A 24,806-nucleotide genomic window follows, 5' to 3' on the forward strand; every position below is an offset into this window, starting at 1 on the left:
TGTGCCGAACTTTTCCCGCCGCCCGGGCATCGGAGTGGGGGACGGCGCACTCGGTGCCGTAGGCGCGCGTTCCGTCGCGTGCCCCGAAACAACCAGGAGTGTTGAGCGACATGGTGTACACCCCCCGGTCCACGCGGCGCGGGGCCCTGCTCGTGGGCACGGCCGCCGTGCTGGGCCTCCTGACCGCCTGCGGCAACGGCCACGACGTCCACGGCAACCCGCCCGTGACGGCCTCCGGTACGGCCGGTCCCGCGACCGACGGCACGGGGCAGCCCGCGTCCGGCACCCCCGCCGGCACGCCCTCCGCGACCGCGGGCGCCCCCTCCTCGACCGCTTCCGGGGCGACCGCCACCGCGGGCGGCGGCAGGACGACGACCGCGGCGGGCACCCGCTGCCACACCTCCGAACTGAGCGCGTCCGTGGGCCGCAACGACCCGGGTGCGGGGCAGGAGAACTTCCCCGTGGTGCTCACCAACAAGTCCGCCCGCACCTGCACCGTGCACGGCTATCCGGGCGCGGCCTTCGTGAACGCCTCCGGCACCCAGCTCGGCCCGGACCCCAGGCGTGAGTCCGGCTCCCCCGCGACCGTCACCCTCAAGCCGGGGCAGAGCGCCTGGGCGGGGCTGACCTTCTCCAACCCGGGGATCAGCGGCGCGAAGACGGCGACGCCCGCCGCGCTGCTGGTCACGCCGCCCGACGAGCGGGACCAGCTGAAGGTGGCGTGGACGGGCGGGGCGGTGCCCGTCTCCGGGAACTCCTCGTCGGTCTCCCTGACGGTGTTCAGTCCCGGCACCGCCCCCTGACCCGTTCCCGCCCGGCCCGCTCCCCCGTCCGCGAACCCCGCTGCCCTCCCCCGAGGCAGCGGGGTTCGTCATGACCGCGCCTCGACTGTCACAGGACGGCAACAGGCGCGGCCGGCCCCGATCTTTTGGCCGGGACCCGTCATCGAACCCGTCGACCGCACAGGAGAAGCCGCCCCCGCGGGGGCCATGACGAGGAAATCGGGGACAAGATGAGCGGGATCTCACGCAGGCGGGTGCTGACGGCGGGGGCTGCGGCGGGCGCCCTCGGCACACTGGCCGCCTGCTCGTCCGGCACCGGCCTCTCGGTCGGCGCGCCGACGGGCGCCAAGGGCACGGCACAGGCCCGGCAGGGCAAGCCGATCGGTGACGGCTCCACGGCCGACACCGGGCCCCAGCCGCACCAGCCGGTGCCCGACCGGCTGAAGCCGGGCCAGAAACCCCCGCAGTTCGTGGTGTTCTCCTGGGACGGCGCGGGCGAGCTGAGCAACCAGCTGTTCTCCCGGTTCCGCAAGGTGGCCGCCGACCACGGCGCGAAGATGACCTTCTTCCTCAGCGGCATCTACACGCTGCCGGAGGCGAAGAAGAACCTGTACCGCCCGCCGCAGCACGCGGTCGGCGCGTCCGCGATCGGCTACCTGGCGGACCGGCACATCCACGCCACGCTCCAGCAGGTGCGCGCGGCCTGGCTGGAGGGCCACGAGATCGGCACCCACTTCAACGGGCACTTCTGCGGCGCGACCGGTGTGCGCAACTGGTCCCCGGCCGAGTGGCGCAGCGAGATCGACCAGGCCGTCGACTTCGTCACCAGGTGGAAGACCAACACGGGCTTCACCGACCTGGAGCCGCTCCCCTTCGACTACCGCAAGGAGCTGATCGGCGGGCGCACCCCCTGCCTGGAGGGCCAGACCAATCTGCTGCCCACCGCCGCCGCGCTCGGCTGGAAGTACGACGCCAGCTCCCCCGGCGGCCTGCAGATCTGGCCGGGCAAGGTGCAGGGCGGCCGGATCTGGGACTTCCCGCTGCAGTCCATACCCTTCTCCGGCCACTCCTTCCAGGTGCTGTCGATGGACTACAACATGATGTTCAACCAGTCCGGCGGCAACCCGCTCGGCGACAAGAGCCAGTTCGACGCCTGGCGCGCCCAGGCCCGCGACACGTATGTGGCCGGCTTCCACCGGGCGTACGAGACCAACCGCGCCCCCTTCTTCATCGGCAACCACTTCGAGCGCTGGAACGGCGGCGTCTACATGGACGCCGTCGAGGAGGCGATCGGGAAGATGGCCGCGTACGACGACGTGCGGTTCGTGTCCTTCAAGCAGCTCGTGGCCTGGCTGGAGGCGCAGGACCCGGCGGTGCTGCGCAAGCTGCGCACGCTCGTGCCGGGGCAGGCCCCGGTGGGCGGTTGGGCGGAGTTCCTGGGCGCGGCGGGCACCCGCTCGTCGTAGTCCGGCCCGGGTCGTCTGTTTTCATGGGCGGGCACCATGTGATCCGTTCCGGAGGGACCCGCCCTGAACACCCCGCTCGCCGAAGCACTGTCCGCCGTGCTGCTCGCCGCCGTCCTCGCGTGGGCCGTGGTCCGGCCCTTCGGGTGGCCGGAGGCGGTGCTGGCCGTCCCGGCCGCCGCCGTCGCGATCGTGACCGGCGCGATCCCGCTCGACCACGCCCGGGCCGAGGCCCAGCAGCTCGGGCCGGTGATCGGGTTCCTCGCGGCCGTGCTGGTGCTCGCCCACTTCTGTGACGTGGAGGGGTTGTTCCAGGCGTGCGGGGCGTGGATGGCCCGGTGGGCGGCGGGGCGCCCGGTGCGGCTGCTGACGGCGGTCTTCGTCCTCGCCTCCGCCATCACGGCCGTGCTCAGCCTGGACGCCACGATCGTGCTGCTCACGCCGGTGGTCTTCGCCACGGCCGCGCGGACGGGCGTACGGCCCAAGCCGCATGTGTACGCCTGCACCCATCTGTCGAACACCGCCTCGCTGCTGCTGCCGGTGTCCAATCTGACGAACCTGCTGGCGTTCGCGGCGAGCGGGCTGAGCTTCACCCGGTTCGCCGCGCTGATGGCGCTGCCGTGGCTGCTGGCGATCGGCGTCGAGTACGCCGTGTTCCGGGGGTTCTTCGCCCGTGACCTCGCGGCGGCGGCGCCGGGCCGGGACACCGGCGAGGCTCCCCGGCTGCCCGTGTTCGCGCTGGTGACCGTGGGCTGCACGCTGGCCGGGTTCGTGGTGGCCTCGGCGTTCGGCGTGCAGCCCGCCTGGGTCGCCGCGGCCGGCGCGCTGGTGCTGGCCGGGCGGGCGCTGCTGCGGCGCAGGGCGACACCGCTGACCGTGGTCCGGGCGGCGGCCCCAACGTTCCTGGCGTTCGTGCTGGCGCTGGGCATCGTGGTCCGGGCCGTCGTCGACAACGGGCTCGCGGGCGTGCTCGGGCGGGTGCTGCCGGGCGGGACCGGGCTGCCGGCGCTGCTCGGGATCGCGGCGCTGGCCGCCGTACTGGCGAACCTCATCAACAACCTGCCCGCGGTGCTGGTCCTGCTGCCGCTCACGGCTCCGGCGGGTCCGGGCGCGGTGCTGGCGGTGCTGCTCGGGGTGAACATCGGCCCCAACCTGACCTACGCGGGGTCGCTGGCCACGCTGCTGTGGCGGCGGATCGTGCACCAGCACGAGCACGGCGTGGACCTCGGGGAGTTCACCAGGCTGGGCCTGCTCGCCGTGCCGTCCTCCCTCGCGGTGTCGGTGGTGGCACTGTGGGGGTCCCTGCAGGTTTTCTGACGGTGGCTGCGGGCCGAGGGAGGCCGACCGGATGCGTGTGATCGCCTGGCTCGTCGAGGGCACCTGGCCCGCCTGTGTGGACGCGGTGCGCGCCCATGCGCCCGAGGCGGCGGAGGTGGTGCTGCTGCACGTCAGCGGTCCGGACGTGCCCGAGGTGGCGCACGGCGCGTTCGCCGGGCTGCTGGGCCGGGGCCGTCGCGAGCGCGATCCGGGCGACCTGCTGGAGGCGCTCGGCGGGAGTTCGGCGGCCGAACTGCTCGACGCGGCGGCCGAGCGGCTGGGCCGGCCCTGCGAGCGTGAGGAGCGCTCGGGCCGGGTCGAGCGGGAGGTGGTGGGGGCGGCCGAGGGGGCCGACCTGCTGGTGCTCGCGCGGGACGGGGACCGGTCCCGGCTCGGGCCGCGCAGTCTCGGCCCGCACGTCCGGTTCGCCGTCGACCACGCGCCCTGTCCGGTGCTGCTGGTGTGGCCCGAACCCGCCCCGGGCCTCGCGACGATCCCGCCCCCGCCGCCGCACCACCACCCCTGAGTCAGCGGTGGTGGCGGCCGCCTCCCCAGCCTCCGCCGCCGTCGCAGTGGTACGGGTACTGGGAGCAGGGGTCGTAGGTGGCGGAGGGTGCCGGGGGCGTGGTGGCCGTCGGGCTGGGGGCCGGTGACGGGGTCCCGGACGCCTTGGGCGTGGCGGCCGTGGCCGTCGGGGTGGGGCGCCTGGTGGTGGGGGCCGGTGATGTGCCGCTGCGGCTGTCCCAGTTGACGTTCTGCATCCGCAGATCGGGCTTGGCGGTGTCGACGGACCAGCGCTGGGCGGAGCCGGGGGCACGGTTCTTGACGACGAGGGCGCCGGAGCCGTCGGTGGCGGCCGGGGCGAGGGCCAGGTCCTGGTTCCAGCGCGGCACCAGCGCGCCCTGGAGGGTGAAGTCGTAGCGGATGTCCTTGGCGGCCGCGCCGGTGGCGGTGCAGGGGGCGAGGCGGACCGAGTAGCCGAGCTGGGAGTCCAGGCACAGTTCGGGGGCGGAGACGTTGCGCAGCAGTCCGTCCGTCTCGTAGCGCCACTGCTGGCCCGGCGTCGTGGAGCAGGTGGCGAGTTCGGTCTCGGCGCCCTGGACGGCCTTCCCGCCGACGACGCCGATGCAGAGTCCCGAGGCGAGGTTGTGCAGCCGGCCCTGTACGGCGCCCTGTCCCGGGGCACCGGCACCGGCCCAGGACGCACCCGGGGTCGCGGAGCCCTTGCCCGGGGTCCGGGAGGGGGTGGCGGCCGAGCCGGGGCCCGGGTCGTCGCCCGGACCGAGCACCGCCCACAGCACCAGGGGCAGTACGACCAGACCGCTCACGGTGACCACGGCCGCCGCGAGGTTGCGGCGCCGTGCCCGGCGGGCGGCGCGGTGGGCGGAACGCGGCGAGGCGGCCCGGCGGGAGGGCGTGCCGGGGCGGCCGGTGCCCTGCGGACCCGCGCCGGTGGGCGGGGTGGTTCGGCGGGAAGACGCGCCGGGGCGGTCCGTGCCGTGCGGATCCGCGCCGCCGGGGGAAGGGGCCCCGCGGGGCGGGGCGGCAGCGGTGCGGGGCGATCCGGTGGCGGGTGCGGCGGAGACGAAGGGCTCGCCGGAGGGGGGTGCCACGGCCTGCGGGGCCGGGGCCGGCTCGGCGGGCACGGCCGTGCGGTCCGCCCGGGACTCCACGTAGTCGCGTGCGCCCCAGCCGAGGACCCCCTCGGCGAGGGCGAGGCCGAGTCCGTCGTTGAACCGGGCGAGTTGGTCGGCGGTGCGCCGGCAGTGCGTGCAGCCGACCAGGTGCTGCCGGAGGTCCGGGTCGACGTCGGTCCCGCCGCGCCGGAAGGTCACGTCGAGCATGCGCTGGTAGCTGCGGCACTCGGCCTCGGGGGCGAGTTCGCGGTGCACGTGGAGGCACTCCTCGCGCAGTCGCTCACGGGCCCGGCGCAGTTCGACGCGGGCCTCCTCCTCGTCCAGCCCGAGCAACGCCGCTGGTACGGCGAGGGGTTCGGCCTCGACCTCGACGTGCCACAGCACGGCGCGGGAGGCCTGGGGGATCAGCTGGAAGGCGCGGGACAGCAGCCGGCGTTCCGGCGGGGGCAGCAGCCGGGCGGTGGCACGCTCGCCGGCGCCGTCCGGCCGCAGGGCGGGGTGGAGGAGCTCCCGGCGGCCGTCGGTGTCCCACTCGGCGGCGATACGGCGGACGGCGACGAGCACCTGGGGCCGCCAGGCCGCGTTCGGGCCGACCTGACGCAGGGATTCGCCGAAGAGCCGGGTGAACGCGGCGGTGGTGAGCATGCCGGCGGCGCGCGGCCCGTTCGTGCACAGCCGGGCATAGGCGAAGGCCGCTTCCCAGTGCCGGTCGAGGAGTTCACCGACCGGATGGAGCGCCGGTGCCGAGCCCGTCCACTTCTGCAGTTCGGCGCTCAACTGCTCGTCCGACGGGCCTTCCTCTTTCACGGCTGTATTCCTCCGGACGCGGCTCGTAATTAGTCCGTACCAACGGGTATGGGCAGGGTGGCGGGCAGCTCGAACGTCCACCTGAGCGGCTCTTTTGAAGCGTGGAGGGTGTACGGGGAGCGCCTGGCGCATACAGCGGGAATGTGATGTGCCTGCGCGCCGACAGCCCACACTTTTGCACAGTCGCGCATGTATGAACAAGTGATCCCTCGATTTTCGGCATTGCCCGCGAGGCCTTTTGTATTGACACTTTGTCAAGGGCGGCCCTTTCTTCCAATTACTGCCGTTCGCCCGCCCGGTAGGCGCCCGGCGGCACGCCGTAGCGCTGGTGGAAGAGCCGGCTGAAGTGAAAGGGACTGGAAAATCCGGAGGCGGCGGCGACCCGTGCCACCGTCAGGTCGGTGGCCTCCAGCAGCCGGGCCGCGTGCCGCAGCCGGGCCTCGCGCAGGGCGCGCATCGGGGGACTTCCGGTCTCCTGGGTGAACAGGTGCGCGAACCGGGACGGGGACAGCGCGACGCTCCCGGCGAGCGAGCGGACGGTGTGCGGGGCGCCGGGGTCGGCGGCGATCAGTTCCCCGGCGCGGCGCACCCGGGCGTCGGCGGCCGCCCGCCGGGCGGGCCGCCGGGTGCCGGAGACGGCCAGCAGGACGACCTCCTCCAGTGCGCACAGGGCGAGTTCCCGTGCCAGGCTGCCCTGGGCCACGGCCACCGGGTCCGGGCCGCCCGGCGCGCCCACGCCCGGCCGGCGGGCGTCGGCGAGCATCCGGGCGAACGCCGCCTCGATCCGGCCGAGCAGGGCGCCGGGTACGGGCTCGACCGCGTACAGGCCGTCGGCGACGGCGTACGGGGCGAGCCAGGGCGCCCACGACGGCCGGGCCTGGCAGTGCGTCCACCAGAAGCGCCACCGGCCGGCGCCGGGCGCGACGGCGTAACGGTGGCCGACACCGGGTGCGAGCGCCACCAGCCGCCCGGCGTCCGCCTCCGCCCGGGCGCCGCCCTGCCGGATCAGCCCGCGTCCGCCCGTGGTGAACGTGAACAGCCAACTGGCGGCTCCACGGGGACGGTTGACGCCGTAGTCCGGACCCTGGTCGTAGCGCCCGGTCACCACCAGTCCCGGCGGCGGGGACGGATCACCCGCGGCAGCGGTCACGGGCAGACCCTCAGCACCCATGGGCATCCTCCCGTCGGGGGCGCCGGCCTAGCGTGGCAGACCGAGGCGTACCCGTACGAGGAGCGGACCATGACGGCCACGGACATCGGCGCCACCGTGCGGCGGTTCGAGGAGGACGGGTACGCCGTCGTGCGCGGCCTGTTCGGGCACGACGAGGTCGGCCGGCTGTGCGCGGCCTTCGCGGCGCTGCACGCGGCCGGTCCGGTGCCGGGGCACTTCGCGCCCGACCCGGCCGATCCCGACCCGCTGCGCCGCCACCCCCGGGTGATGCATCCGCACGAGATCAGCGTCGTGGCAAGGGAGTTCCTCCTGGACGCCCGGCTGCGGGCGGTGCTGGAGGCGCTGTTCGGGGAGGAGGTGCTGGCCGCGCAGAGCATGTTCTACTTCAAGCCGCCGGGGGCCCGGGGACAGGCGCTGCACCAGGACAACTTCTACCTGCGGGCCGAGCCGGGCACCTGTGTGGCCGCGTGGGTGGCGTGCGAGCCCGTCGACCGGGACAACGGAGGCCTCGAAGTGGTCCCCGGCACCCACCGGATGGGCCTGTTCTGCCCGGAAGTGGCGGACGAGGAGCTGTCGTTCGCCCGCGAGTACGTGCCGCCGCCGCCCGGGCTCGCCCCGGTGCCGGTGGACCTGGCGCCGGGTGACGTGCTCTTCTTCAACGGGAGCCTGGTGCACGGCTCCGGCCCCAACCGCAGCGCCGACCGGTTCCGGCGCTCCTTCATCGGGCACTACGTGGGCCGCTCGGCGGAGCGCGTCGGGGCGTACTACCGGACGCTGACGATGTCCGGTGCGCGGGTGGCGCTGCCAAAGAGCGGGGGTGCCGGTCCGTGCGGCACCGCGTTCGCGCCGCACGGACCCCACTGACCGGTCAGTGGCCGCTGATGGCGCGCGGGGTGTAGTGCTGCTCCAGTTCCTCGATCTCCTTGTCGGTCAGGCGGAGTTCGACGGCGGCCACCGCGTCCTCGATGTGCCGCGGTTTGCCGGCGCCGACGATCGGCGCGGCCACCGTGCCCTGGTGCAGCAGCCAGGCGAGGGCCACCTGGGCGCGCGGCACGCCCCGGTCGCCGGCGATCCGGGTGACGGCCTCGACGATGGAGCGGTCGCCCTCCAGGTAGAGGCGGCTGCCGAAGTTGTCGTTCGCGCTGCGTTCGGTGACCGTGCCCCAGTCGCGGGTGAGCCGCCCCCGGGCGAGCGGGCTCCACGGCAGCACGCCGACACCCTGGTCCGCGCACAGCGGCAGCATCTCCCGCTCCTCCTCGCGGTAGAGCAGGTTGTAGTGGTTCTGCATCGACACGAACGTCGTCCAGCCGTGCCGCTCCGCCGTGTACTGGAGCTTGGCGAACTCCCACGCGTACATGGAACTCGCCCCGATGTAGCGGGCCTTGCCCGCCCTGACCACGTCGTGCAGCGCCTCCATCGTCTCCTCGACGGGGGTCGCGTGGTCGAAGCGGTGGATCTGGTAGAGGTCGACGTGGTCGGTGCCGAGCCGGCGCAGGCTGTGGTCGATCTCGGCCAGGATGGCCTTGCGGGACAGTCCGGCGCCGTTGGGGCCCGGCCGCATGCGGCCGTTGACCTTCGTGGCCAGCACGATCTCGTCGCGGTCGGCGTACTCGCGCAGGGCCTTGCCGACGATCTCCTCGCTGGTGCCGTCGGAGTAGACGTTGGCGGTGTCGAAGAAGTTGATGCCCGCCTCCAGCGCCTGCCGGATGAGCGGACGGGAAGCCTCCTCGTCGAGGGTCCACTCGTGCGTACCGCGGTCCGGCAGTCCGTAGGTCATGCAGCCCAGACAGATTCGCGAGACGTCCAGGCCCGTCGAACCGAGCTTCACGTACTGCATCGTTGCTGCTCCTGCCTTCGGGACGGGTGGTCGGTGCCGAGCCTACGACGTGGCCCGGGGCGACTTGACGGTCGAAGTGTGCGGACGATTTGATCCTGACACGTGCCGCGCCGCCCGGCGTGGGCAGGATGGAGCGGACTTGCCCCCCAAGGGTGTTCTCCGCGCCGCGGGTCCCGCGCGGGCCGCCGGCGCCGCAGTGCTCGCCCTGACCGCCGCCGTGTCGGTCCTGGGCGGCTGCTCCTCCGGAGCCGAGGACGGCGGGAAGGCGGACGGCTCGCCGAAGCAGGGGGCGGTGCGCCTGCCGCCGCGGCACGCCGGGTTCGACTACCAGATCGGCGGCGCCTATCCGCCCCCGGCGGGCGTGCGGATCGTCAGCCGCGACCGCTCCGACTCCCCCGCGCCCGGCCTGTACAACATCTGCTACGTCAACGCCTTCCAGGCCCAGCCCGCCGAGCGCTCCTCGTGGCCGGCCGACCTGCTGCTGCGCGACGCGCACGGCAAGGTCGTCATCGACGAGGACTGGAACGAGCCGCTGCTCGACATCGGCACCCCGGCCAAGCGGCAGCGGGTGGCCGAGCGGGTGAACGGGTGGACCGACGGCTGCGCGCGCAAGGGCTTCGACGCCGTCGAACCGGACAACTACGACAGCTACACGCGCTCCCACGGGCTGCTCACCGCGGCCGACGCGACCGCGTTCATGACCCTGCTCTCCCGGCACGCGCACGCCCGGCACCTGGCCATCGCGCAGAAGAACACCGCCGAACTGGCCGGCCGGCGCCGCCAGGCGGGACTGGACTTCGCGGTGACGGAGGAGTGCGGGCAGTACGACGAGTGCGACGTGTACGCGAAGGCGTTCGACGACCGGGTCGTGGACATCGAGTACACCGCGGGCGGCCTGCGCAAGGCCCTCGCCCACTGGGGCGGCCGGCTGAGCATCGTCCGCCGGGACCGGGACGTCTCCACCCCGGGCAGCGCGGGATACGTCCGCGCGGTGCGCTAGGTGTACCCGGTCATGACTTCGGTGACCGTCGGGTGATCGGCGGCCGGCCGCCGAGCGCAGTGTGTCGGCCCCAGGCCCTCGTACCGGACGTACTCGGGTCTGGGACCGGCGCGACGAGCGTGCGTGCATGGCGTCGCGCGGCAGACGGGAGTGGTCAGACAGGCCCCAGCGCCGCGACCGACCGGCGCGCGACGGGGCGTACCGGTTGCTGCCCCCAGGTGACCGCCCGGCGTGGGGTCCGGCGGATGGTCGTACCGTCGGATCATCCTCTGCGCAGGCGACCGGCGCCCGGCCGGTCACGGCCGCCCGGGAGGAACGCGGTGCCGACACGTCCGACCACCCTGAGAGCCCTGGCCGGGGCGGCGCTGCTGCCCCTGGCCCTCGTCACCCCCGCCTGGGCCGGGCCCGCCGCCGCGCACGCACCGAAGGCCGAGGAGCCGGCCACGCTGTGCGCGACCGCCGGGGTCCTGCACGGCGGGTACGGCCAGCACGCCCTGGTCAGTCTGTGCGCGGGCAGCGGCGGCCCCCAGCTGGCGGTCTCCGCGCCGGCCGCCTGCGGCCTGGCCGGCACCCGGGTCAGGTACACCTGCCGCACCACCGGCACCTGGACGGCACGGCGGACCGGGCGGACGCTCGCCGCCGGGACCCTGCCCGGCTCGGGCGAGTACCCGGGGCCCGGCACCTACGACATCACCGCCACCGTGCGGGTGCGGTCGGCGCCCGCGGGGGTCGACCTCCAGGGCACGGTCCAGGCCACCCTGTCGCTGACCGCCCCCAGGGCGAAGCCCACGCACGCCGTCACCGTGGACCGGACGACCTTGCGCCGGGGCGCCACGACCACGCTGACCTACACGATCCGCCGGGACAGCACCGAGGGCGACGGCAGTGCGCGCTTCGGGCTGATCGGCGAGGCGGGCACCGGTGTGCGCATCTCCACGTCGGACGCCCGCTGCGTGAACCCGCTGGTCGGCCGGTACCCGGCGAGGACCCGGCGGGGGCACTCCCTGGACTGCGCGCTGACCGAACTGCAGCCCGGCCACCCGGAGAAGGTGGAGGTGCGGGTCACCGTCGGGTCCCGGTGCTCCACGGTGGTGTCGAAGCTCGGCTACTGGATGCCCGACGGGCAGGCGCTCTACACCGGCGGCATGGTGGCGGGACCGACGCTGACCTGCGGCTAGTGCCGCTCCAGCAGGTCCAGGGCGCTCTCCCAGGGGAACTCCGGGCGCCGTCCGTCCGGCAGGGGCTCCCCGGAGTACGGGGCACCGAAGCGGACGCCCATCCCGCGCAGCCGCGTCAGGCTGTCCCGATAGGCGGGATGGGCGGCCAGCGCGTCCGCCACACAGGGCAGCACGGCGACCGGCACACCGAGGCCCGGGGCCTCGCACAGGGTGCCGAGGGCGAGGGTGTCGGCGATGCCCGCGGCCCACTTGTTGACGGTGTTGAAGGTGGCGGGCGCGACCACCACCGCGTCGGGCGCCGGGAACGGGCGCGGGTCGGCCGGTGAGCGCCACGCCGACCGGATGGGGCGGCCGGTCTGCGCCTCGACGGCCGCGGTGTCGAAGAAGCCGCCCATCGCGACCGGTGTGGCGATGACACCGACCTCCCAGGAACGTTCCTGGGCGGCCGTGACCAGCTTGCTGACGCCGGCGGCGATGCCGGCCGCGCAGACGACTACGTAGAGGAAGGGCTTCCGCGGGGTCATCGGGGAACCCTACTGAAGCGGGAAGGACTCACCTCGCTCGGCCTCCGGGCGGGGGCCGTGGATGCGTCGCTGCCCCTCCTCGATGCGCACGTCGTTGATGCTGGCCTCGCGCCGGGTCATCAGGCCGTGCTCGTCGAACTCCCACAGCTCGTTGCCGTAGGAGCGCCACCACCGGCCGCCGGTGTCCCGGGACTCGTACTGGAAGCGGACGGCGATGCGGTTGCCCTCGAAGGCCCACAGGTCCTTGCGCAGCGCGTACTCCAGCTCCCGCTCCCACTTGCCGGTCAGGAACTCGACGATCCCGGCACGGCCGGTGACGAAGGTGTCGCGGTTGCGCCACACGGAGTCCTCGGAGTAGGCGAGCGCCACCTTGTGCGGGTCCCGGGTGTTCCAGGCGTCCTCGGCGGCCTGGACCTTACGGGCGGCGGTCTCGGCGGTGAACGGCGGCAGGGGCGGACGGTCGGCCATCTCTTCTCCTCAGGTCGCGCGAGACCGGAGAACGAGCGTTCTCCGGGTGGCTGCTACGGTAGGAGAACGCTCGTTCTCCGGGTGGCTGCTACGGTAGGAGAACGCTCGTTCTCACGTCAAGGAGTGGTGGTGCCGCCGTGGACAGCGCGATAGCCAGGGAGAGGGCGCTCGACGCCGCGGAGGAGCTGTTCTACGCCCGCGGTGTGCAGTCCGTGGGGATGGACGAGCTGCGGGGTGCGTCCGGCGTCTCGCTCAAGCGCCTCTACCAGCTCTTCCCCGCCAAGGAGCAGCTCGTCGCGGCCTATCTGGGACGGCGGGACGAGCGCTGGCGCGGCCGCCTGGCCGAGCACGTCGAGCGGCAGCCGGACGCGCGGGAGCGGATCCCGGCCGTGTTCGACTGGCTGGAGGCGTGGTTCGGCGAGGACGGCTTCCGCGGGTGCGCCTGGATCAACGCCCACGGCGAACTCGGCGCCACCTCGGCCCTGGTGGCGCGGGAGGTGCGCGCCCACAAGGAGGCGTTCCGGGACTACCTCGCCTCGCTCGTCGACGCGGCCGGCCTGCCCGCCGCGCTGACCGGCCCGCTCTTCCTGCTGGCCGAGGGCGCCATGGTCACGGCGGGTGTCAGCGGGAGCACCCGGCCGGCGGCCGAGGCCCGGGACGCCGCCCGGGCGCTCATGGCGGCCGCAGGCCGGGACCGGCTCAGCCCGCCGTCTCCTTCACGCTGATCGCGCTCACCGGGCAGGCGCGGGCCGCCTCGCGGACCATCGGGTCGCCGCCGCCGTCCTCCCGGCCCGGCAGCAGCATGCTGAAGCCGTCGTCGTCCTGGGTGAAGACGCCGGGCGCGGCCAGCGCGCACTGCCCCGCGCCGATACACCGGTCCTTGTCGATCTCGATGTGCATGAGCAGGGCCTCTTACCAGGTCACGGGGAGTTCCAGCATCCCCTGGATCGTGTCGCCGGGCTTGAACGGGATCTTCTCGGCGGGGGCCGCCAGCCGCAGTCCGGGCAGCCGCGCAAGCAGGCTGCCGAGGGCGATCTCCAGTTCCGCGCGGGCCAGGTTCTGGCCCAGGCACTGGTGGATGCCGAAGCCGAAGGCCACGTGGTGGCGGGTGGGGCGGTGGAAGTCCAGGGCGTCGGGCTCTGCGTACCGGGACGGGTCACGGTTGATCACCGAGGTGGAGAAGAACACGCCGTCGCCGGCCCGGATCGTGGTTCCGGCGACCTCGATGTCCTCCAGCGCCACCCGCACCAGGCCGTCCGCGATGGACAGCATCCGCATCAGCTCCTCGACGGCGTCGGGCAGCAGCGCCGGGTCGGCGCGCAGCTCGGCCAGCCGCTCGGGGTGCTGCAGCAGCGTGTAGGTGCCGAGGGAGATCATGTTGGCGGTGGTCTCGTGGCCCGCGACCAGCAGGATGACGGCCATCGAGACGACCTCGGCGCGCTCCATCGTGCCCTCGCGCAGCCGCTGGTGGACGAGGTCGTCCAGGACGCCGTCGCCGGGCCCCGGCTCCTTCGACTTCTCGTCGATGAGCCCGCCGAGGTACTCCTCCAGCCGTTCGCGGGCCCGCTGGGTGTCTGCGGCCGTCGGGCCGCGCAGCAGCCTGCGGGACTGCTCCTCGAAGAACTCGTGGTCGGCGTACGGCACCCCGAGCAGGCCGCAGATCACCATCGACGGCACGGGCAGCGCGAAGGCGGAGACCAGTTCGGCGGGCGGGCCCTGCTCGGTCATGCGGTCCAGCAGCCCGTCCACGGTCCGCTGGATGGTGGGCCGCAGCCCGGTCGCGCGTTTGACGGTGAACGACGGGATCATCATCCGTCGCTGCCTCTGGTGCTCGGGGTCGTCCTCCCCGAGCAGGGACACCCGGCGGTCGCGTACGCCCGCGAAGCGCGCCGTGGGCACGGGGAAGCCGGGACGGCGGCGGTCGGAGGACAGACGGTGGTCGGCGAGCAGCGCGCGGGCGGTGGCGTGGCCGGTGACCAGCCAGACCTCACGGCCGTCGTACAGGGTGGCGCGGGACAGGGCTCGCCCGTCGCGCAGCGGGTCGTACCCGGTGGGCGGGTGGTAGGGGCAGGTGCGGTCCTGGGGGAAGGCGACGGGATCGGCCGGGGTCGCCGGACCGGTGATGTCCGTCAGTTCCGTCATGGAAAGACCTCGCAGACGAAGAGGTGCGTCGTGCCGATCTTCATTAGATGCCCCAGGCATCTATGGGTCGACGGCAAGTTCGGCCACTTCAATGATCCGCCCGATCTGGCCGAAGTGCAGAGCTCGCGGGATCCGGATCCGGCCAGTGCCGTCCGTTCGGCCGACACGACGGCCGGGAGTAACCACCCGGTCGGCGGACAGGAGGCACGGTACGGATGAATCAGGCGGCCACCGGCGTTGGAGTGCGGTGGCGGACAGCCGTTGGACCGACGAAGGGGACGGATCCCATGCCTCTTGAGGGCGAGTACGAGCCCAGCCCGCAGCAGTGGGTGCGCGAGCAGGTCGAGCTGTACGAGAGCTCCGGCGGGACGAAGGGAACCACACTGTTGGACACCGGACTGCCGGTCATCATCCTGACCAGCAGGGGCGCGAAGAGCGGGAAGATCCGCAAGACGCCGCTGATGCGGGTGGAGCACGACGGCCGGTACGCGGTGGTCGCCTCCCAGGGCGGCGCCCCGAAGCACCCGGTCTGGTACTTCAACATCACCTCCGATCCGCACGTCGAGCTGCAGGACGGTGCGGAGCGGCGCGACATGCGGGCCCGCGAGGTCACCGGGGCGGAGAAGGCCCGGTGGTGGGACCGCGCGGTGGCGGCGTATCCCCCGTACGCCGAGTACCAGGAGAAGACGTCGCGGGAGATCCCGGTCTTCGTGCTGGAGCCCGTCGAAGCCGGCTGACCGGGCCGGGCCGCACCGCGGGGCTCCCGGCTCCCGGCTCGAACCGTGCACGACCCCCGGGCGGGGTGTGGCTCGATCCGGCTGCCGGGCCCGGCCGGATCCCGTTGCTCCGTCCGGGCCCGGCGGCATGACCTGCCGCGGCAGGGCGGCGGCTCCGTCGGAGGCCGGAAACACCGGCCGGCGCACGGCGTGCACCAGGCCCGGCCGACGCCGGTTCCCGGCCGGTTCGGGGCCGGGTCCGCCGAGTTCCGGAAAAATCTGTGCCGGGGAGGTGTGAACCCCGCCCGGGGTGGGCAAGCGGGCGTCAGGTCCCGCCGCGTTCCCCCGTCGCGGCGGGGCTTTTTGCCGCCTCTTCCGCCGGCCGGTCGGTCACGTCCAGGAAGATCTGGTCGGCCTCGGGGAACATGTCGGCGAGGGACCGTTTGATTCGGACCGCGACCTCCTCGACCCGCTCGCTGTCCAGACCCGGCGCCAGGTCGATCCGGGCGGCCACCAGCATGGAGTCGAGCCCCAGCTTCATCGTGAACATCGCCTCGACGCTGTCGATCTCCGGCTGCGCCCGCAGCAGCGAGCGGATCCTGCCGGTCAGCTCCGGGTCGGCGGCCTCACCGATGAGCTGGTCGCGGGCGTCGCGGCCCAGCCGGTAGGCGACGTACACCAGCAGCACACCGATCGCGAGGGAGGCCGACGCCTCCCAGGCGACCTGTCCGGTGACCATGTGCAGGGCCATGCCGACGATCGCGAGGCTCACGCCGAGCACCGCCGTGCCGTCCTCGGCGACCACCGTGCGCAGGGCCGGATCGCGCAGCGCGCCGAGGCCGCCGCCCTGCCGTCGCACCTGGTGCAGCGCCCGCAGCAGCGAGCCGCCCTCGGCCAGCAGCGCCACGCCGAGCACGATCAGGCCCACCACATAGCCGGTGAACTTCTCCTGGGTGCCTTCGCGCAGCGCCTCGAAGCCCTGGAAGAAGGAGAAGCAGCCGCCCATGACGAAGATCCCGACGGCCGCGAGCAGGGACCAGAAGAAGCGCTCCTTGCCGTAGCCGAAGGGGTGCCGTCGGTCCGGGGGACGGCGGCTGCGGCGCAGGGCGGTCAGGAGGAACACCTCGTTGAAGCTGTCCGCCACGGAGTGCGCGGCCTCCGACAGCAGCGCGGGCGAGGCCGCGACGACCCCGCCGACGGCCTTGGCCGCGGCGATCAGCAGATTGGCGCCGAGCGCCACCAGGACGGTGACCTTGGTGTGCCGGTCCCCGTCGGGGTCCCCCCGGTGCCTTCGTCCGCGGCGCGCCGCCGAGGCGCGCTCGCCCGTCGTACCGCCGTCCTCGGCCGCCCGCGCGGCCGGCTCCCGTTCCGAGGATGTCCCGCTCACCCATCGCCGACTGCCCCCGAGCGGGCGGATCACACCGTGCGGGCGGCGGAAAACGGGGAACGCGGTTGCCCGAGGCCCCCTGGGAGGCGAGGAGGAGACATGGGCGGCGACGGCAACAGCGCCTACGGCCACAAGACGTTCAGCCGGTCCCGGAGCCACTTCCGGGACCGGATCACCGCCGACGGCCGGGACGGCTGGCCGGTCGAGGCGGGGCGCTACCGGCTGGTGGTGTCCCGGGCGTGTCCCTGGGCGAGCCGGGCGGTGGTCTCCCGCCGCCTGCTCGGCCTGGAGGACGCGCTGCCGATGGCGGTCACCGACCCGATCCAGGACGACCGCAGCTGGCGGTTCACCCTGGACCCGGACGGCCGGGACCCGGTGCTCGGCATCCGCCATCTGAGCGAGGCCTACGACCGGCGCGAGACCGGCTACCCGGGCGGGGTGAGCGTGCCCGCGGTGGTGGACGTGCCGAGCGGACGGCTGGTGACCAACGACTACCAGCAGCTCACCCTGGACCTGGCCACCGAGTGGCGGGCGCTGCACCGCGACGGCGCGCCCGACCTGTACCCGGAGGGCCTGCGCGACGAGATCGACTCAGTGATGGCGGACGTCTACCGGGACGTCAACAACGGCGTGTACCGGGCCGGGTTCGCCACGCACCAGGAGGAGTACGAGGAGGCGTGCGCGGGCGTCTTCCGGCGGCTGGAACTGATCGCCGACCGGCTGGCCGGACAGCGGTATCTGGTCGGTGACACCCTCACGGAAGCGGACATCCGGCTGTTCACCACGCTGGTCCGGTTCGACCCGGTCTACCACGGCCACTTCAAGTGCAACCTCTGGAAGCTGGCCGAGCACCCGGTGCTGTGGGCGTACGCGCGGGACCTGTTCCAGACGCCCGGCTTCGGCGACACGGTCGATTTCGACCACATCAAGCGGCACTACTACCAGGTGCACACCGGCATCAACCCCACCGCGATCGTCCCGCTCGGCCCCGATCTGGCCGGCTGGCTGAGCCCGCACCACCGCGAGGAGCTGGGCGGCCGGCCGTTCGGCGAGGGGACGCCCCCGGGGCCGGTGCCTCCCGGCGAACGAGTGGCTGCTCCGGGACGGGCCGCATGAGGACCACCTGACGAGGAAGTAGTCACACATGTCCAAGACGAAGAAGAAGAAACTACCGCTCGTCTACCAGCCGATCGGGTTCGTCCTCAGCTGGGCGAGCGGCGCGCTGGCCGGTCTCGCCTTCCAGAAGGCGTGGATGGCGATACGGCATGAGGAGGACGCGCCCGACGCCCTGGACCGGGACCGCGGCTGGGGCGAGATCCTGCTGGCCGCGGCGGTCCAGGGCGCCATCTTCGCGGTGGTGCGCAGCGCCGTGGACCGCACCGGCGCCAAGGCCATCGCCCGGTCGACGGGTATGTGGCCGGTGGCCGACGAGAAGGGCCGGGACTGAGGGCGTGAGTGCCGTGCTCAGCCCTGCTTGGGTGCCGGCGTCGGCACCAGGCGCAGGGTGAAGGAGTGCCCGGCGGGGTCGGCGTAGCCGCGTTCCTCGTACGGCCCCGCCGCGTCCTTGGTCTCGATCGGCCGGCCGCCGAGTCCCACGACCCGGCGCTCGGCCTCGTCCAGGTCCTCGACCAGGAAGTCGAGGTGGACCTGGAGGGAGTTCTCGGGGCGCGGCCAGCTGGGCGGGGTGGCGTTCACGTCCCGGCGGAAGGCCAGCCGCGCGCCGTCGGCGCCCCGGATCTCCACCAGGTTGGCCGACGCGCGCGTCTGCTCCCCCTCCAGCAACTCCCTGTAGAACTCGGCCAGTTTCTCGGGCTCGGAGCAGTCCAGTACCACGACGCCCGCTTTCACCAGTGCCATGTTTCCTCCCGGGGATGTCCTCCCCCTGCGGATATCCCGGGCCCCCGGATTCAGTCGGCGAGAAGCCACCGTCCGTCGCGCATCAGCTCCCGCCCCGGCAGCTCGTTCGCCTCCCGCCAGGCCTGGACGCGCTGGGGTACGACCGTGAAGTAGAGGTAGGGGGTGGCGAGTTCGCGCGGGTCGAAGCCCGTCTTGCCGGCGAAGACCTCGGCGTCCTCCTCGGGCAGTTCCTCGGGGGTCACGGCGCGGACGGCTCCCTCGACGAGGACGACGTCCCGGGTCGGGCCGATGCCGAGGCGGGCCCTGCCGGTGGCGGCGAGATTGCGCCCGGTGGGGCTGTCGGCGGGGGTCGCGATCAGCAGGACGGCGCCGTCCCAGACGAAGGACAGCGGCACGAGGTAGGGGGCGGCACCGTCGGGGCCCGCGGTGGCGACCCAGGCGTCGACGTCATGCTCCAGCCGGTGCAGGGTGTCCTTCTTGCGCTGCTCGGCGGTGCGGGCGGGCGGCGGGGTCATGGTGTTCGGCCTCCTCTGGATACGAATGCCGTCCAGTGTGGCCTCTATTGCCGCGTGTTGGCACGGATCTGGTCGAGGCGTGTCCGCGCGGCGGTCAGCAGCAGCTCCAGCGCGGCCGGGTAGGAGCTGGCGCGCATGGTGGCGACGAGATGGCGGGCGGTGGCCGCGATGTGCGGGTGGGTGTCCGCGGACAGGCTGCCGTAGGTGTCGCGCCACACCTCCGCCTCGGCCTCCCGTGCGGGCCGGGGCAGGGCGGTGCCCGCGGAGTCCAGCGCGCCGAAGGCGAGGGCCTGGTCGACGAACGCGTGGTAGGTCCGCACCGCCTCGGCATCCGGGAACCCGGCCCGCCGCAGCACCCCGAGGATGCTCTCGACCGCCTGGATCTCGTGCGCGCGCCCGGTGACGCGGTGGGCGCTCAGCACGGCCGCACGGGGGTGCGCGAGGGCACCGGCGTGCATGCGCAGGCCGAGGTCGCGCAGGTCGGCGGCCCAGTCGCCGGTGGGCCGCCAGGTGGCGAGGGTACGGCCGATCAGCTCGTCGGCGACGGCGAGCATCAGGTCGTCGGTGTGCCGGAAGTACCGGTACAGCGAGCTGGGGTCGGCGCCGAGCGCCCGGCCGAGGCGGCGCACGGAGAGTGCGTCGGCGCCGTGCTCCTCGATCAGCCGCATCGCGGTCCCGACGATCAGCTCCTCGGACAGCACGACGCCCTGCTTCGTGGGGCGGCGGCGCCGGCGATCGGCGGGCGGGACGACACGTTCGCTCATGGGGCCTCCCTGGGGACGTGCCCCGCACCTTATGACAACACCGTTGACCTGTTAAGTGCCCCGGCAGTTTCATGTCCGCTCACCGGGGCCGTCCGGGCCCCGCGGTGAGCGGAGAGCCGGCCATGAACGACGGATCCATCGGAGTGGACCCCCCTGCACGGCCCGGGCTGCGCAGGTCCCTGAGCGTGTCGGACACGGTCGCCGTGGCGGCCTCCAGCACGGCCGCGACCACCAGCATCGGCATCGGCCTCGGCGTGATCGCCGGGGTGGTCGGCCCGCACCTGCCGGCGATCATGCTGCTGTCGTTCCTGCCGGTGCTCGGCATCGCCGGTGCCTACTCGCGGCTCAACCGGGTGGAGCCCAACGCGGGCAACGGCTATGTGTGGGTGGGCCGTTCGCTCAGCCCCTGGCTCGGCTTCACGGTCGGGTGGGTGAACATCGTGGCCAGCGTGGCGTTCCTCGCGTACACCACGGCGGTCACCGGCTCGGCGGTGCTGCAACTGGCCGGGGAGGCGGGCCTGCACCGGATCGGCTCGCTCGGCCTCGACCCCGGCTCGACCGCGCAGACCACGGCGGTCGGCATCCTCGTCCTGGTCGCGGTCACCCTGACCGCCGTGACCGGGGTCCGCAGCGCGGCCCGGCTGCAGAGCGGGCTGCTGGTCTTCGAGTACGTCGTGCTGCTCGGGTTCTGCGGCTACGGCCTCGTCACCGGCCCGCACCGCTTCAGCCTCTCCTGGTTCGACCCGTTCGCGATCCCCTCGGCGACCGCGCTGGCGCAGGGACTGGTGCTCTCGGTGTTCTGCTACTGGGGGTTCGAGGCCGCGTTCACCGTCAACGAGGAGGTGCGCGAGCCGCGGGACGCCTCCCGGGCCGGGACGATCACCCTGGTGACGATGCTCGGGCTGTTCCTGCTGGGTTCGCTGGCCTTCCAGCGGGTGCTGTCGCAGGGCGAGCTGGCGGGGCACGGCGCGGAGGGCCTGGCGTTCTACGGCGACCGGCTGGCCGACCGGCCGCTGGCCGCGCTGCCTCTGGTGGCGCTGATGTTCTCGGCGGTGGCCTCGCTCCAGGCGGGTGTCATCCCGACGGCGCGCGGGATGTTCGCGATGAGCCGCGACCGTACCCTCGGACCGGTGTGGTCCAGGGTCAGCGCACGCTACGGGACCCCGGCGGCCGGGACGCTGCTGATCGGGGCGCTGGCCACGGTGGTGGCGGCGGCCGCCCTGGTGATCCCGCGGCTGGCCGACATGATCGACGCGATCGTGAACGCGGTCGGGATCGTCGTCGCCCTGTCGTACGCGCTCACCGCGCTCGCGGCGGCCGTGCGCTTCCGTTCGCTGCTGCGCGAGGACCGGTGGCAGGGGGTGCGGGCGGTGGTGCTGCCCACGCTCAGCGCCGCCGCGCTGCTGGGCCTCGGCGGCTACCTCGCGTGGTCGTTCTACCGCTCCACCGACCACCTGGCGCTGCGCGCGGACAACGGCTGGTTCCTGCTGCTCATGCCGCTGGCGATGATCGGGTCCGGGTTCCTGGTGGCCGCGTGGGCGAAGTGGGTGCGCCGGTCGCCCTACTTCCGCACCGGAGAAGGCACCGACGCCGACTCCCAGCAGCTCCTCACCACTTCCAACTGACCTTCAGGAAAGGCATCATGCACGCTGATCTGCTCTTCACCGGCGGTTTCGTCCTCACCCCGCAGGGCCGCACCGCGGCCACGGTCGCCGTCACCGGCGACCGGATCACCGCCGTCGGGCACGCCGGGCCGCGCGAGCCGGCCGGGCCGCGCACGGAGGTGGTGGACCTGGCCGGACGGCTGCTGCTGCCCGGCTTCCAGGACGCGCACGTCCACCCGGTGCCGGCCGGTCTCGAGCTGTCCCAGTGCGATCTGTCCGGTACGACGACGGCCGAGGAGACCGTGGCCGCCGTGCGCGCCTACGCCGACGCCCACCCCGAGCGTGAGTGGATCCTCGGCGGCGGCTGGTCGATGGAGGCGTTCGAGGGCGGCACGCCGACGAAGGAGCTGCTGGACGCGGTGGTCCCGGACCGGCCGGTGTACCTGCCGAACCGGGACCACCACGGTGCCTGGGTGAACAGCCGGGCGCTGGAGCTGGCCGGCATCGACCGGCACACCCCCGACCCGGCCGACGGGCGGATCGAGCGGGACGCGTCCGGCGCACCCGGCGGCACGCTCCAGGAGGGGGCGATGCAGCTGGTCGGCCGGCTCACCCCGCCCGCGGGCCCGGCCGACCGGCTGGCCGCGCTGCTGCACGCCCAGCGGCATCTGCACGCGCTCGGCATCACCGCCTGGCAGGACGCGCTCGTCGGCGACTTCCTCGGCATGGACGACCCGGCCGAGGCGTACCTGACCGCGGCCCGGGACGGTTCCCTCACCGCGCGGGTGGTCGGCGCGCTGTGGTGGGACCGGGAGCGCGGGGCCGAGCAGATCCCGGAACTCGTGGAGAGGCGAGGTGCGTTCAGCCACGGCCGGTTCCGCGCGGGCACCGTGAAGCTGATGCTGGACGGGGTCGCCGAGAACCACACGGCCGCCCTGCTCGACCCCTATCTGGACCGGTGCGGCTGCGTCACGGCCAACCGGGGCAAGAGCTTCCTCGACCCCGCACAACTGCCCAAGTTCGTCACCGAGTTGGACGCGCTCGGCTTCCAGTGCCACTTCCACGCGCTGGGCGACCGTGCCGTACGGGACGCGCTGGACGCGATCGAGGCCGCGCGCACCGCGAACGGGCCGAGCGACACCCGGCCCCATCTCGCGCACCTCCAGGTCGTGCACCCGGACGACGTGCCGCGCTTCGCCCGGCTCGGCGCGACCGCGAACATCCAGCCGCTGTGGGCGGCGCACGAGCCGCAGATGGACGAGCTGACGATCCCCTTCCTCGGGCCCGAACGGGCCGCCTGGCAGTACCCGTTCGGCGCGCTGCTGCGCTCCGGGGCGCGGCTCGCGGCGGGCAGCGACTGGCCGGTCAGCAGTCCGGATCCGCTCCAGGGCGTCCATGTCGCGGTCAACCGGACCGAACCCGGGGGCACACGGCCGGTGTTCCTGCCGTACGAGCGGCTGGCCCTCGGTGACGCGCTCACGGCGTACACGGCCGGTTCGGCGTACGTGAACCACCTGGACGAGTCCGGGCGGGTGGCCGTCGGGGCCCTCGCCGACCTGGTCGTCCTGGACCGCGACCCGTTCGCCGGGCCGCCGGAGGCGATCGCGGAGACGGCCGTGGCACTCACCTACGTCGGCGGTGAGCGGGTGTACGCGGCGCCCGGGGCCTGAGCGCCCCTGCTCCCCCGCCCGGTCAGCGGCAGGCGCCGCCCGGTGCGAGCCGGGGCCACGCCTCGGTTCCGCCGGGCGTGCGGACGTACGCCGTGGACCGGTCGGGGGTGAGCCACAGCCGCCAGTCGTGGTAGCGGTACCCGGTGTCGTGCGCGGCGGCGGGCAGCGTCCGGACATGGCCTCGGTACGGGGCGGTGAGCAGGCCGTCCCGGCCGAGGTCGCCCTGGGGGTCGCGGACGTAGCTCCGGCCGTCGAGGGTGAGGAAGTGGGCCGACTCCCCGTCGCAGTGCTCCGCCCCGGGGGAGCTGCTGAGCCGGCTCACCGGGACCCGGTGGCCCGTGCGGTCGGTCCAGATCTCCCAGCCCCTGGCGGCGGTGTAGCTCGCGGGGAGTTCGGCGGGGTCGCAGGAGGCGCTCGTCTCCGGGCCCCAGCAGGGGCGCCCCTTCTGGTCCTCGGCCACGACGACGGCCACCTTGGTGCGGCCGCCGACGTCGAAGGAGTACAGCACCCGGTCGGCGGTCCGGCGTTCCACGCGGTAGCCGTGCTCGGGCTGCTCGGGCTGGAACATGTCGAAGTAGAGGGCCAGCCCCTCCTCCGGCGTGGCGCCGCCGTCGGCGGCGCTCCACCCGTCGGGTCCCTCGCCGTCGAGGATCTCCCCGTCGCACTCCAGGGCCCGGCCTGCGGCCCCGGAGGCGAGAAGCAGGGCCCGGGGCCCGCTGCCGTCGGTGCTCCGGGTGGGGACGTGCAGCGGGCCCCGGTACGGGGAGGCCGGGGGCGTTCCGCGCACCACCAGGTCCGGACCGGACCCGGGGCCGCATCCCACCGCCGTCACGGCCGCCAGTACCGTCACCGCCAAGGGCCCTCCGCGCATGCCCGCCCCTCCACCGCTCGGCTGCTGTCGGCTCCTGTGACGCCGGGGCGGCCCGCGACGTTCAGCGGGCCTCCTGGAACGTCCGCCGGTAGGCACCCGGGGACACCCCGATGGCCGCGTGCAGGTGCTGGCGCAGCGAGGCGCCGGTGGCGAAGCCGACCTCGCCGGCGATCCGGTCCACGGGAAGGTCGCTGGACTCCAGCAGATGCCGGGCGCGGGCCACGCGCTGCTGGATGAGCCAGCGGCCGGGGCTGAGGCCGACCTCCTCGCCGAAGCGGCGGGCGAAGGTGCGCGGGCTCATCCGGGCGTGTCCGGCGAGGTCGGTCAGGGTGAGCGGCTGGTCCAGGCGCTCCAGCGCCCAGCTGCGGGTGGCGGCCGTGCTCGCGGCGCCGCTGACGGGCACCGGCTGCTCGATGTACTGGGCCTGGCCGCCGTCGCGGAACGGGGGGACCACGCACCGGCGGGCGACGGCGTTGGCCAGCTCGCTGCCGTGGTCGGTGCGGATGATGTGCAGGCAGACGTCGACACCGGAGGCGGCGCCGGCCGAGGTGAGGAGGCGGCCGTCGTCGACGAAGAGGACGTCGGGGTCGAGGTCGACCTGCGGGTAGCGGCGTCGGAACAGGTCGGCCACGTGCCAGTGCGTGGTCGCGCGGCGGCCGTCGAGCAGGCCGGCCGCGGCGAGCACGAAGGCGGCGGTGCAGATGGAGACGATCCGCGCGTCGGGGCGGATGCGGGCCAGCGCGGCGGCCACCTCGTCGGGCAGCTCGGTGGGGATGTGGGTGGGCGGTACGGAGGTGACCACCACCGTGTCGGCCGTCTCCAGGATCTCGGGGCCGTGGGCCACACCGATCGTGAAGTCGGAGTTGGTGCGCACGGGGCCGCCGTCGACCGAGCAGGTCAGCACCTCGTAGTGGCCGTCGGCCGCGCCGAAGAGGCGGCTGGGGATGCCCAGCTCGAAGGGGTAGACGCCGTCGAGGGCGAGGACGACCACCCGCTCGGGGCGCCGGACGCGCAGCTCCATGTCATGCATGGCAGGATCTTATCGGATATTGGCCATCTTGCCATTTCCTCGCCGCGCGACGCCCGGCAGGCTGGG

The 24,806-nt window shown here is 73.8% G+C and carries 26 protein-coding genes; 13 read left to right on the plus strand and 13 right to left on the minus strand.

Going from position 1 to position 24,806, the window contains the following annotated elements; all coding sequences use genetic code 11:
- Positions 1-110 precede the first annotated feature (110 nt).
- From ACZ7FF_RS26385 to ACZ7FF_RS26400, 4 genes are all read left to right on the plus strand, one after another.
- The gene (locus tag ACZ7FF_RS26385) at positions 111-803 is read left to right on the plus strand and encodes a DUF4232 domain-containing protein (RefSeq protein WP_470814855.1); all 693 of its coding nucleotides are present in this window, start codon (positions 111-113) and stop codon (positions 801-803) included.
- 209 nt (positions 804-1,012) lie between these two features.
- A complete protein-coding gene (locus ACZ7FF_RS26390) occupies positions 1,013-2,248 on the plus strand; it encodes a polysaccharide deacetylase family protein (RefSeq protein WP_470814857.1) in 1,236 nt (411 codons plus the stop codon).
- 63 nt (positions 2,249-2,311) lie between these two features.
- Positions 2,312-3,562 (plus strand): SLC13 family permease, encoded by a 1,251-nt coding sequence (locus ACZ7FF_RS26395; protein ID WP_470815071.1) that lies wholly within the window; start codon positions 2,312-2,314, stop codon positions 3,560-3,562.
- Between the two features lie 31 nt (positions 3,563-3,593).
- The gene (locus tag ACZ7FF_RS26400; protein WP_470814859.1) at positions 3,594-4,088 is read left to right on the plus strand and encodes a universal stress protein; all 495 of its coding nucleotides are present in this window, start codon (positions 3,594-3,596) and stop codon (positions 4,086-4,088) included.
- A 1-nt stretch (position 4,089) separates the two neighbouring features.
- On the opposite strand, the gene ACZ7FF_RS26405 is transcribed toward ACZ7FF_RS26400, so the two are convergent.
- Together ACZ7FF_RS26405 and ACZ7FF_RS26410 are read right to left on the minus strand one after the other, a co-directional pair.
- Complete coding sequence (locus tag ACZ7FF_RS26405) at positions 4,090-6,006, minus strand: RICIN domain-containing protein (protein WP_470814861.1); 1,917 nt, start codon at positions 6,004-6,006, stop codon at positions 4,090-4,092.
- Positions 6,007-6,283: 277 nt separating this feature from the next.
- Positions 6,284-7,177 carry a helix-turn-helix domain-containing protein gene (locus tag ACZ7FF_RS26410; RefSeq protein WP_470814862.1) on the minus strand — a complete coding sequence of 298 codons (894 nt, stop codon included), beginning with the start codon at positions 7,175-7,177 and terminating at the stop codon, positions 6,284-6,286.
- 69 nt (positions 7,178-7,246) lie between these two features.
- Here ACZ7FF_RS26410 and ACZ7FF_RS26415 point away from each other — a divergent pair, with 69 nt between their 5' ends.
- On the plus strand, positions 7,247-8,041 hold the full coding sequence (locus ACZ7FF_RS26415) for a phytanoyl-CoA dioxygenase family protein (protein ID WP_470814864.1): 795 nt from the start codon (positions 7,247-7,249) through the stop codon (positions 8,039-8,041).
- A 4-nt stretch (positions 8,042-8,045) separates the two neighbouring features.
- Here ACZ7FF_RS26415 and ACZ7FF_RS26420 read toward each other — a convergent pair whose 3' ends face one another.
- Entirely contained in the window at positions 8,046-9,014 is a 969-nt protein-coding gene (locus ACZ7FF_RS26420) for an aldo/keto reductase (protein WP_470814866.1), read from the minus strand.
- Between the two features lie 139 nt (positions 9,015-9,153).
- Between ACZ7FF_RS26420 and ACZ7FF_RS26425 the strand changes: the two genes are divergently transcribed.
- Together ACZ7FF_RS26425 and ACZ7FF_RS26430 are read left to right on the plus strand one after the other, a co-directional pair.
- Positions 9,154-10,014, plus strand: coding sequence for an endo alpha-1,4 polygalactosaminidase (locus ACZ7FF_RS26425; RefSeq protein ID WP_470814868.1), 861 nt, complete (start codon positions 9,154-9,156; stop codon positions 10,012-10,014).
- A gap of 320 nt (positions 10,015-10,334) precedes the next feature.
- Positions 10,335-11,192 carry a hypothetical protein gene (locus ACZ7FF_RS26430; protein ID WP_470814870.1) on the plus strand — a complete coding sequence of 286 codons (858 nt, stop codon included), beginning with the start codon at positions 10,335-10,337 and terminating at the stop codon, positions 11,190-11,192.
- On the opposite strand, the gene ACZ7FF_RS26435 is transcribed toward ACZ7FF_RS26430, so the two are convergent.
- Positions 11,189-11,716, minus strand: coding sequence for a flavoprotein (locus tag ACZ7FF_RS26435; RefSeq protein WP_470814872.1), 528 nt, complete (start codon positions 11,714-11,716; stop codon positions 11,189-11,191). The genes ACZ7FF_RS26430 and ACZ7FF_RS26435 overlap by 4 nt on opposite strands.
- Before the next feature lie 9 nt (positions 11,717-11,725).
- Positions 11,726-12,184, minus strand: a complete 459-nt coding sequence (locus ACZ7FF_RS26440; RefSeq protein WP_470814873.1) for a nuclear transport factor 2 family protein — start codon at positions 12,182-12,184, stop codon at positions 11,726-11,728.
- Positions 12,185-12,321: 137 nt separating this feature from the next.
- On the opposite strand from ACZ7FF_RS26440, the gene ACZ7FF_RS26445 reads away from it, so the two are divergent.
- Positions 12,322-12,909 (plus strand): TetR/AcrR family transcriptional regulator, encoded by a 588-nt coding sequence (locus ACZ7FF_RS26445; protein WP_470814875.1) that lies wholly within the window; start codon positions 12,322-12,324, stop codon positions 12,907-12,909.
- Here ACZ7FF_RS26445 and ACZ7FF_RS26450 read toward each other — a convergent pair.
- Positions 12,884-13,084 (minus strand): ferredoxin, encoded by a 201-nt coding sequence (locus ACZ7FF_RS26450; RefSeq protein WP_470814876.1) that lies wholly within the window; start codon positions 13,082-13,084, stop codon positions 12,884-12,886. The genes ACZ7FF_RS26445 and ACZ7FF_RS26450 overlap by 26 nt on opposite strands.
- 12 nt (positions 13,085-13,096) lie before the next feature.
- A complete protein-coding gene (locus tag ACZ7FF_RS26455; RefSeq protein WP_470814878.1) occupies positions 13,097-14,326 on the minus strand; it encodes a cytochrome P450 in 1,230 nt (409 codons plus the stop codon).
- Positions 14,327-14,613: 287 nt separating this feature from the next.
- Between ACZ7FF_RS26455 and ACZ7FF_RS26460 the strand changes: the two genes are divergently transcribed.
- Positions 14,614-15,063, plus strand: a complete 450-nt coding sequence (locus ACZ7FF_RS26460; protein ID WP_470814880.1) for a nitroreductase family deazaflavin-dependent oxidoreductase — start codon at positions 14,614-14,616, stop codon at positions 15,061-15,063.
- A gap of 304 nt (positions 15,064-15,367) precedes the next feature.
- Here ACZ7FF_RS26460 and ACZ7FF_RS26465 read toward each other — a convergent pair whose 3' ends face one another.
- Positions 15,368-16,429, minus strand: coding sequence for a cation diffusion facilitator family transporter (locus ACZ7FF_RS26465; protein ID WP_470814881.1), 1,062 nt, complete (start codon positions 16,427-16,429; stop codon positions 15,368-15,370).
- Positions 16,430-16,528: 99 nt separating this feature from the next.
- Between ACZ7FF_RS26465 and ACZ7FF_RS26470 the strand changes: the two genes are divergently transcribed.
- Both ACZ7FF_RS26470 and ACZ7FF_RS26475 read left to right on the plus strand, forming a co-directional pair.
- Positions 16,529-17,545 carry a glutathione S-transferase family protein gene (locus ACZ7FF_RS26470; protein ID WP_470814883.1) on the plus strand — a complete coding sequence of 339 codons (1,017 nt, stop codon included), beginning with the start codon at positions 16,529-16,531 and terminating at the stop codon, positions 17,543-17,545.
- Positions 17,546-17,573: 28 nt separating this feature from the next.
- Complete coding sequence (locus tag ACZ7FF_RS26475) at positions 17,574-17,876, plus strand: DUF4235 domain-containing protein (RefSeq protein ID WP_470814885.1); 303 nt, start codon at positions 17,574-17,576, stop codon at positions 17,874-17,876.
- A gap of 17 nt (positions 17,877-17,893) precedes the next feature.
- Here ACZ7FF_RS26475 and ACZ7FF_RS26480 read toward each other — a convergent pair whose 3' ends face one another.
- From ACZ7FF_RS26480 to ACZ7FF_RS26490, 3 genes are read right to left on the minus strand one after another with little or no spacing between them, the layout of a single operon-like run.
- Entirely contained in the window at positions 17,894-18,286 is a 393-nt protein-coding gene (locus ACZ7FF_RS26480) for a VOC family protein (RefSeq protein WP_470814886.1), read from the minus strand.
- Positions 18,287-18,336: 50 nt separating this feature from the next.
- The gene (locus ACZ7FF_RS26485; protein WP_470814888.1) at positions 18,337-18,801 is read right to left on the minus strand and encodes a pyridoxamine 5'-phosphate oxidase family protein; all 465 of its coding nucleotides are present in this window, start codon (positions 18,799-18,801) and stop codon (positions 18,337-18,339) included.
- A gap of 44 nt (positions 18,802-18,845) precedes the next feature.
- Positions 18,846-19,565 (minus strand): TetR/AcrR family transcriptional regulator, encoded by a 720-nt coding sequence (locus tag ACZ7FF_RS26490; RefSeq protein ID WP_470814890.1) that lies wholly within the window; start codon positions 19,563-19,565, stop codon positions 18,846-18,848.
- Positions 19,566-19,687: 122 nt separating this feature from the next.
- Here ACZ7FF_RS26490 and ACZ7FF_RS26495 point away from each other — a divergent pair, with 122 nt between their 5' ends.
- Positions 19,688-21,190: an APC family permease gene (locus tag ACZ7FF_RS26495; RefSeq protein ID WP_470814892.1), complete on the plus strand. Its 1,503-nt coding sequence runs from the start codon at positions 19,688-19,690 to the stop codon at positions 21,188-21,190.
- A 17-nt stretch (positions 21,191-21,207) separates the two neighbouring features.
- Complete coding sequence (locus tag ACZ7FF_RS26500) at positions 21,208-22,839, plus strand: amidohydrolase (protein ID WP_470814893.1); 1,632 nt, start codon at positions 21,208-21,210, stop codon at positions 22,837-22,839.
- Positions 22,840-22,861: 22 nt separating this feature from the next.
- Here ACZ7FF_RS26500 and ACZ7FF_RS26505 read toward each other — a convergent pair whose 3' ends face one another.
- Together ACZ7FF_RS26505 and ACZ7FF_RS26510 are read right to left on the minus strand one after the other, a co-directional pair.
- Complete coding sequence (locus tag ACZ7FF_RS26505) at positions 22,862-23,710, minus strand: hypothetical protein (RefSeq protein WP_470814895.1); 849 nt, start codon at positions 23,708-23,710, stop codon at positions 22,862-22,864.
- A gap of 61 nt (positions 23,711-23,771) precedes the next feature.
- The gene (locus ACZ7FF_RS26510; RefSeq protein WP_470814897.1) at positions 23,772-24,740 is read right to left on the minus strand and encodes a GlxA family transcriptional regulator; all 969 of its coding nucleotides are present in this window, start codon (positions 24,738-24,740) and stop codon (positions 23,772-23,774) included.
- Positions 24,741-24,806: the final 66 nt, after the last annotated feature.

The sequence above is a fragment of the Streptomyces sp. NPDC037126 genome, from assembly GCF_055605965.1.

Coding starts and splice junctions, on each gene's coding strand:
- ACZ7FF_RS26385 (WP_470814855.1), top strand. CDS start 111: ATGGTGTACACCCCCCGGTCCACGCGGCGCGGGGCCCTGCTCGTGGGC.
- ACZ7FF_RS26390 (WP_470814857.1), top strand. CDS start 1,013: ATGAGCGGGATCTCACGCAGGCGGGTGCTGACGGCGGGGGCTGCGGCG.
- ACZ7FF_RS26400 (WP_470814859.1), top strand. CDS start 3,594: ATGCGTGTGATCGCCTGGCTCGTCGAGGGCACCTGGCCCGCCTGTGTG.
- ACZ7FF_RS26410 (WP_470814862.1), bottom strand. CDS start 7,177: ATGGGTGCTGAGGGTCTGCCCGTGACCGCTGCCGCGGGTGATCCGTCC.
- ACZ7FF_RS26415 (WP_470814864.1), top strand. CDS start 7,247: ATGACGGCCACGGACATCGGCGCCACCGTGCGGCGGTTCGAGGAGGAC.
- ACZ7FF_RS26420 (WP_470814866.1), bottom strand. CDS start 9,014: ATGCAGTACGTGAAGCTCGGTTCGACGGGCCTGGACGTCTCGCGAATC.
- ACZ7FF_RS26435 (WP_470814872.1), bottom strand. CDS start 11,716: ATGACCCCGCGGAAGCCCTTCCTCTACGTAGTCGTCTGCGCGGCCGGC.
- ACZ7FF_RS26440 (WP_470814873.1), bottom strand. CDS start 12,184: ATGGCCGACCGTCCGCCCCTGCCGCCGTTCACCGCCGAGACCGCCGCC.
- ACZ7FF_RS26450 (WP_470814876.1), bottom strand. CDS start 13,084: ATGCACATCGAGATCGACAAGGACCGGTGTATCGGCGCGGGGCAGTGC.
- ACZ7FF_RS26455 (WP_470814878.1), bottom strand. CDS start 14,326: ATGACGGAACTGACGGACATCACCGGTCCGGCGACCCCGGCCGATCCC.
- ACZ7FF_RS26460 (WP_470814880.1), top strand. CDS start 14,614: ATGCCTCTTGAGGGCGAGTACGAGCCCAGCCCGCAGCAGTGGGTGCGC.
- ACZ7FF_RS26470 (WP_470814883.1), top strand. CDS start 16,529: ATGGGCGGCGACGGCAACAGCGCCTACGGCCACAAGACGTTCAGCCGG.
- ACZ7FF_RS26475 (WP_470814885.1), top strand. CDS start 17,574: ATGTCCAAGACGAAGAAGAAGAAACTACCGCTCGTCTACCAGCCGATC.
- ACZ7FF_RS26480 (WP_470814886.1), bottom strand. CDS start 18,286: ATGGCACTGGTGAAAGCGGGCGTCGTGGTACTGGACTGCTCCGAGCCC.
- ACZ7FF_RS26485 (WP_470814888.1), bottom strand. CDS start 18,801: ATGACCCCGCCGCCCGCCCGCACCGCCGAGCAGCGCAAGAAGGACACC.
- ACZ7FF_RS26490 (WP_470814890.1), bottom strand. CDS start 19,565: ATGAGCGAACGTGTCGTCCCGCCCGCCGATCGCCGGCGCCGCCGCCCC.
- ACZ7FF_RS26495 (WP_470814892.1), top strand. CDS start 19,688: ATGAACGACGGATCCATCGGAGTGGACCCCCCTGCACGGCCCGGGCTG.
- ACZ7FF_RS26500 (WP_470814893.1), top strand. CDS start 21,208: ATGCACGCTGATCTGCTCTTCACCGGCGGTTTCGTCCTCACCCCGCAG.
- ACZ7FF_RS26505 (WP_470814895.1), bottom strand. CDS start 23,710: ATGCGCGGAGGGCCCTTGGCGGTGACGGTACTGGCGGCCGTGACGGCG.
- ACZ7FF_RS26510 (WP_470814897.1), bottom strand. CDS start 24,740: ATGCATGACATGGAGCTGCGCGTCCGGCGCCCCGAGCGGGTGGTCGTC.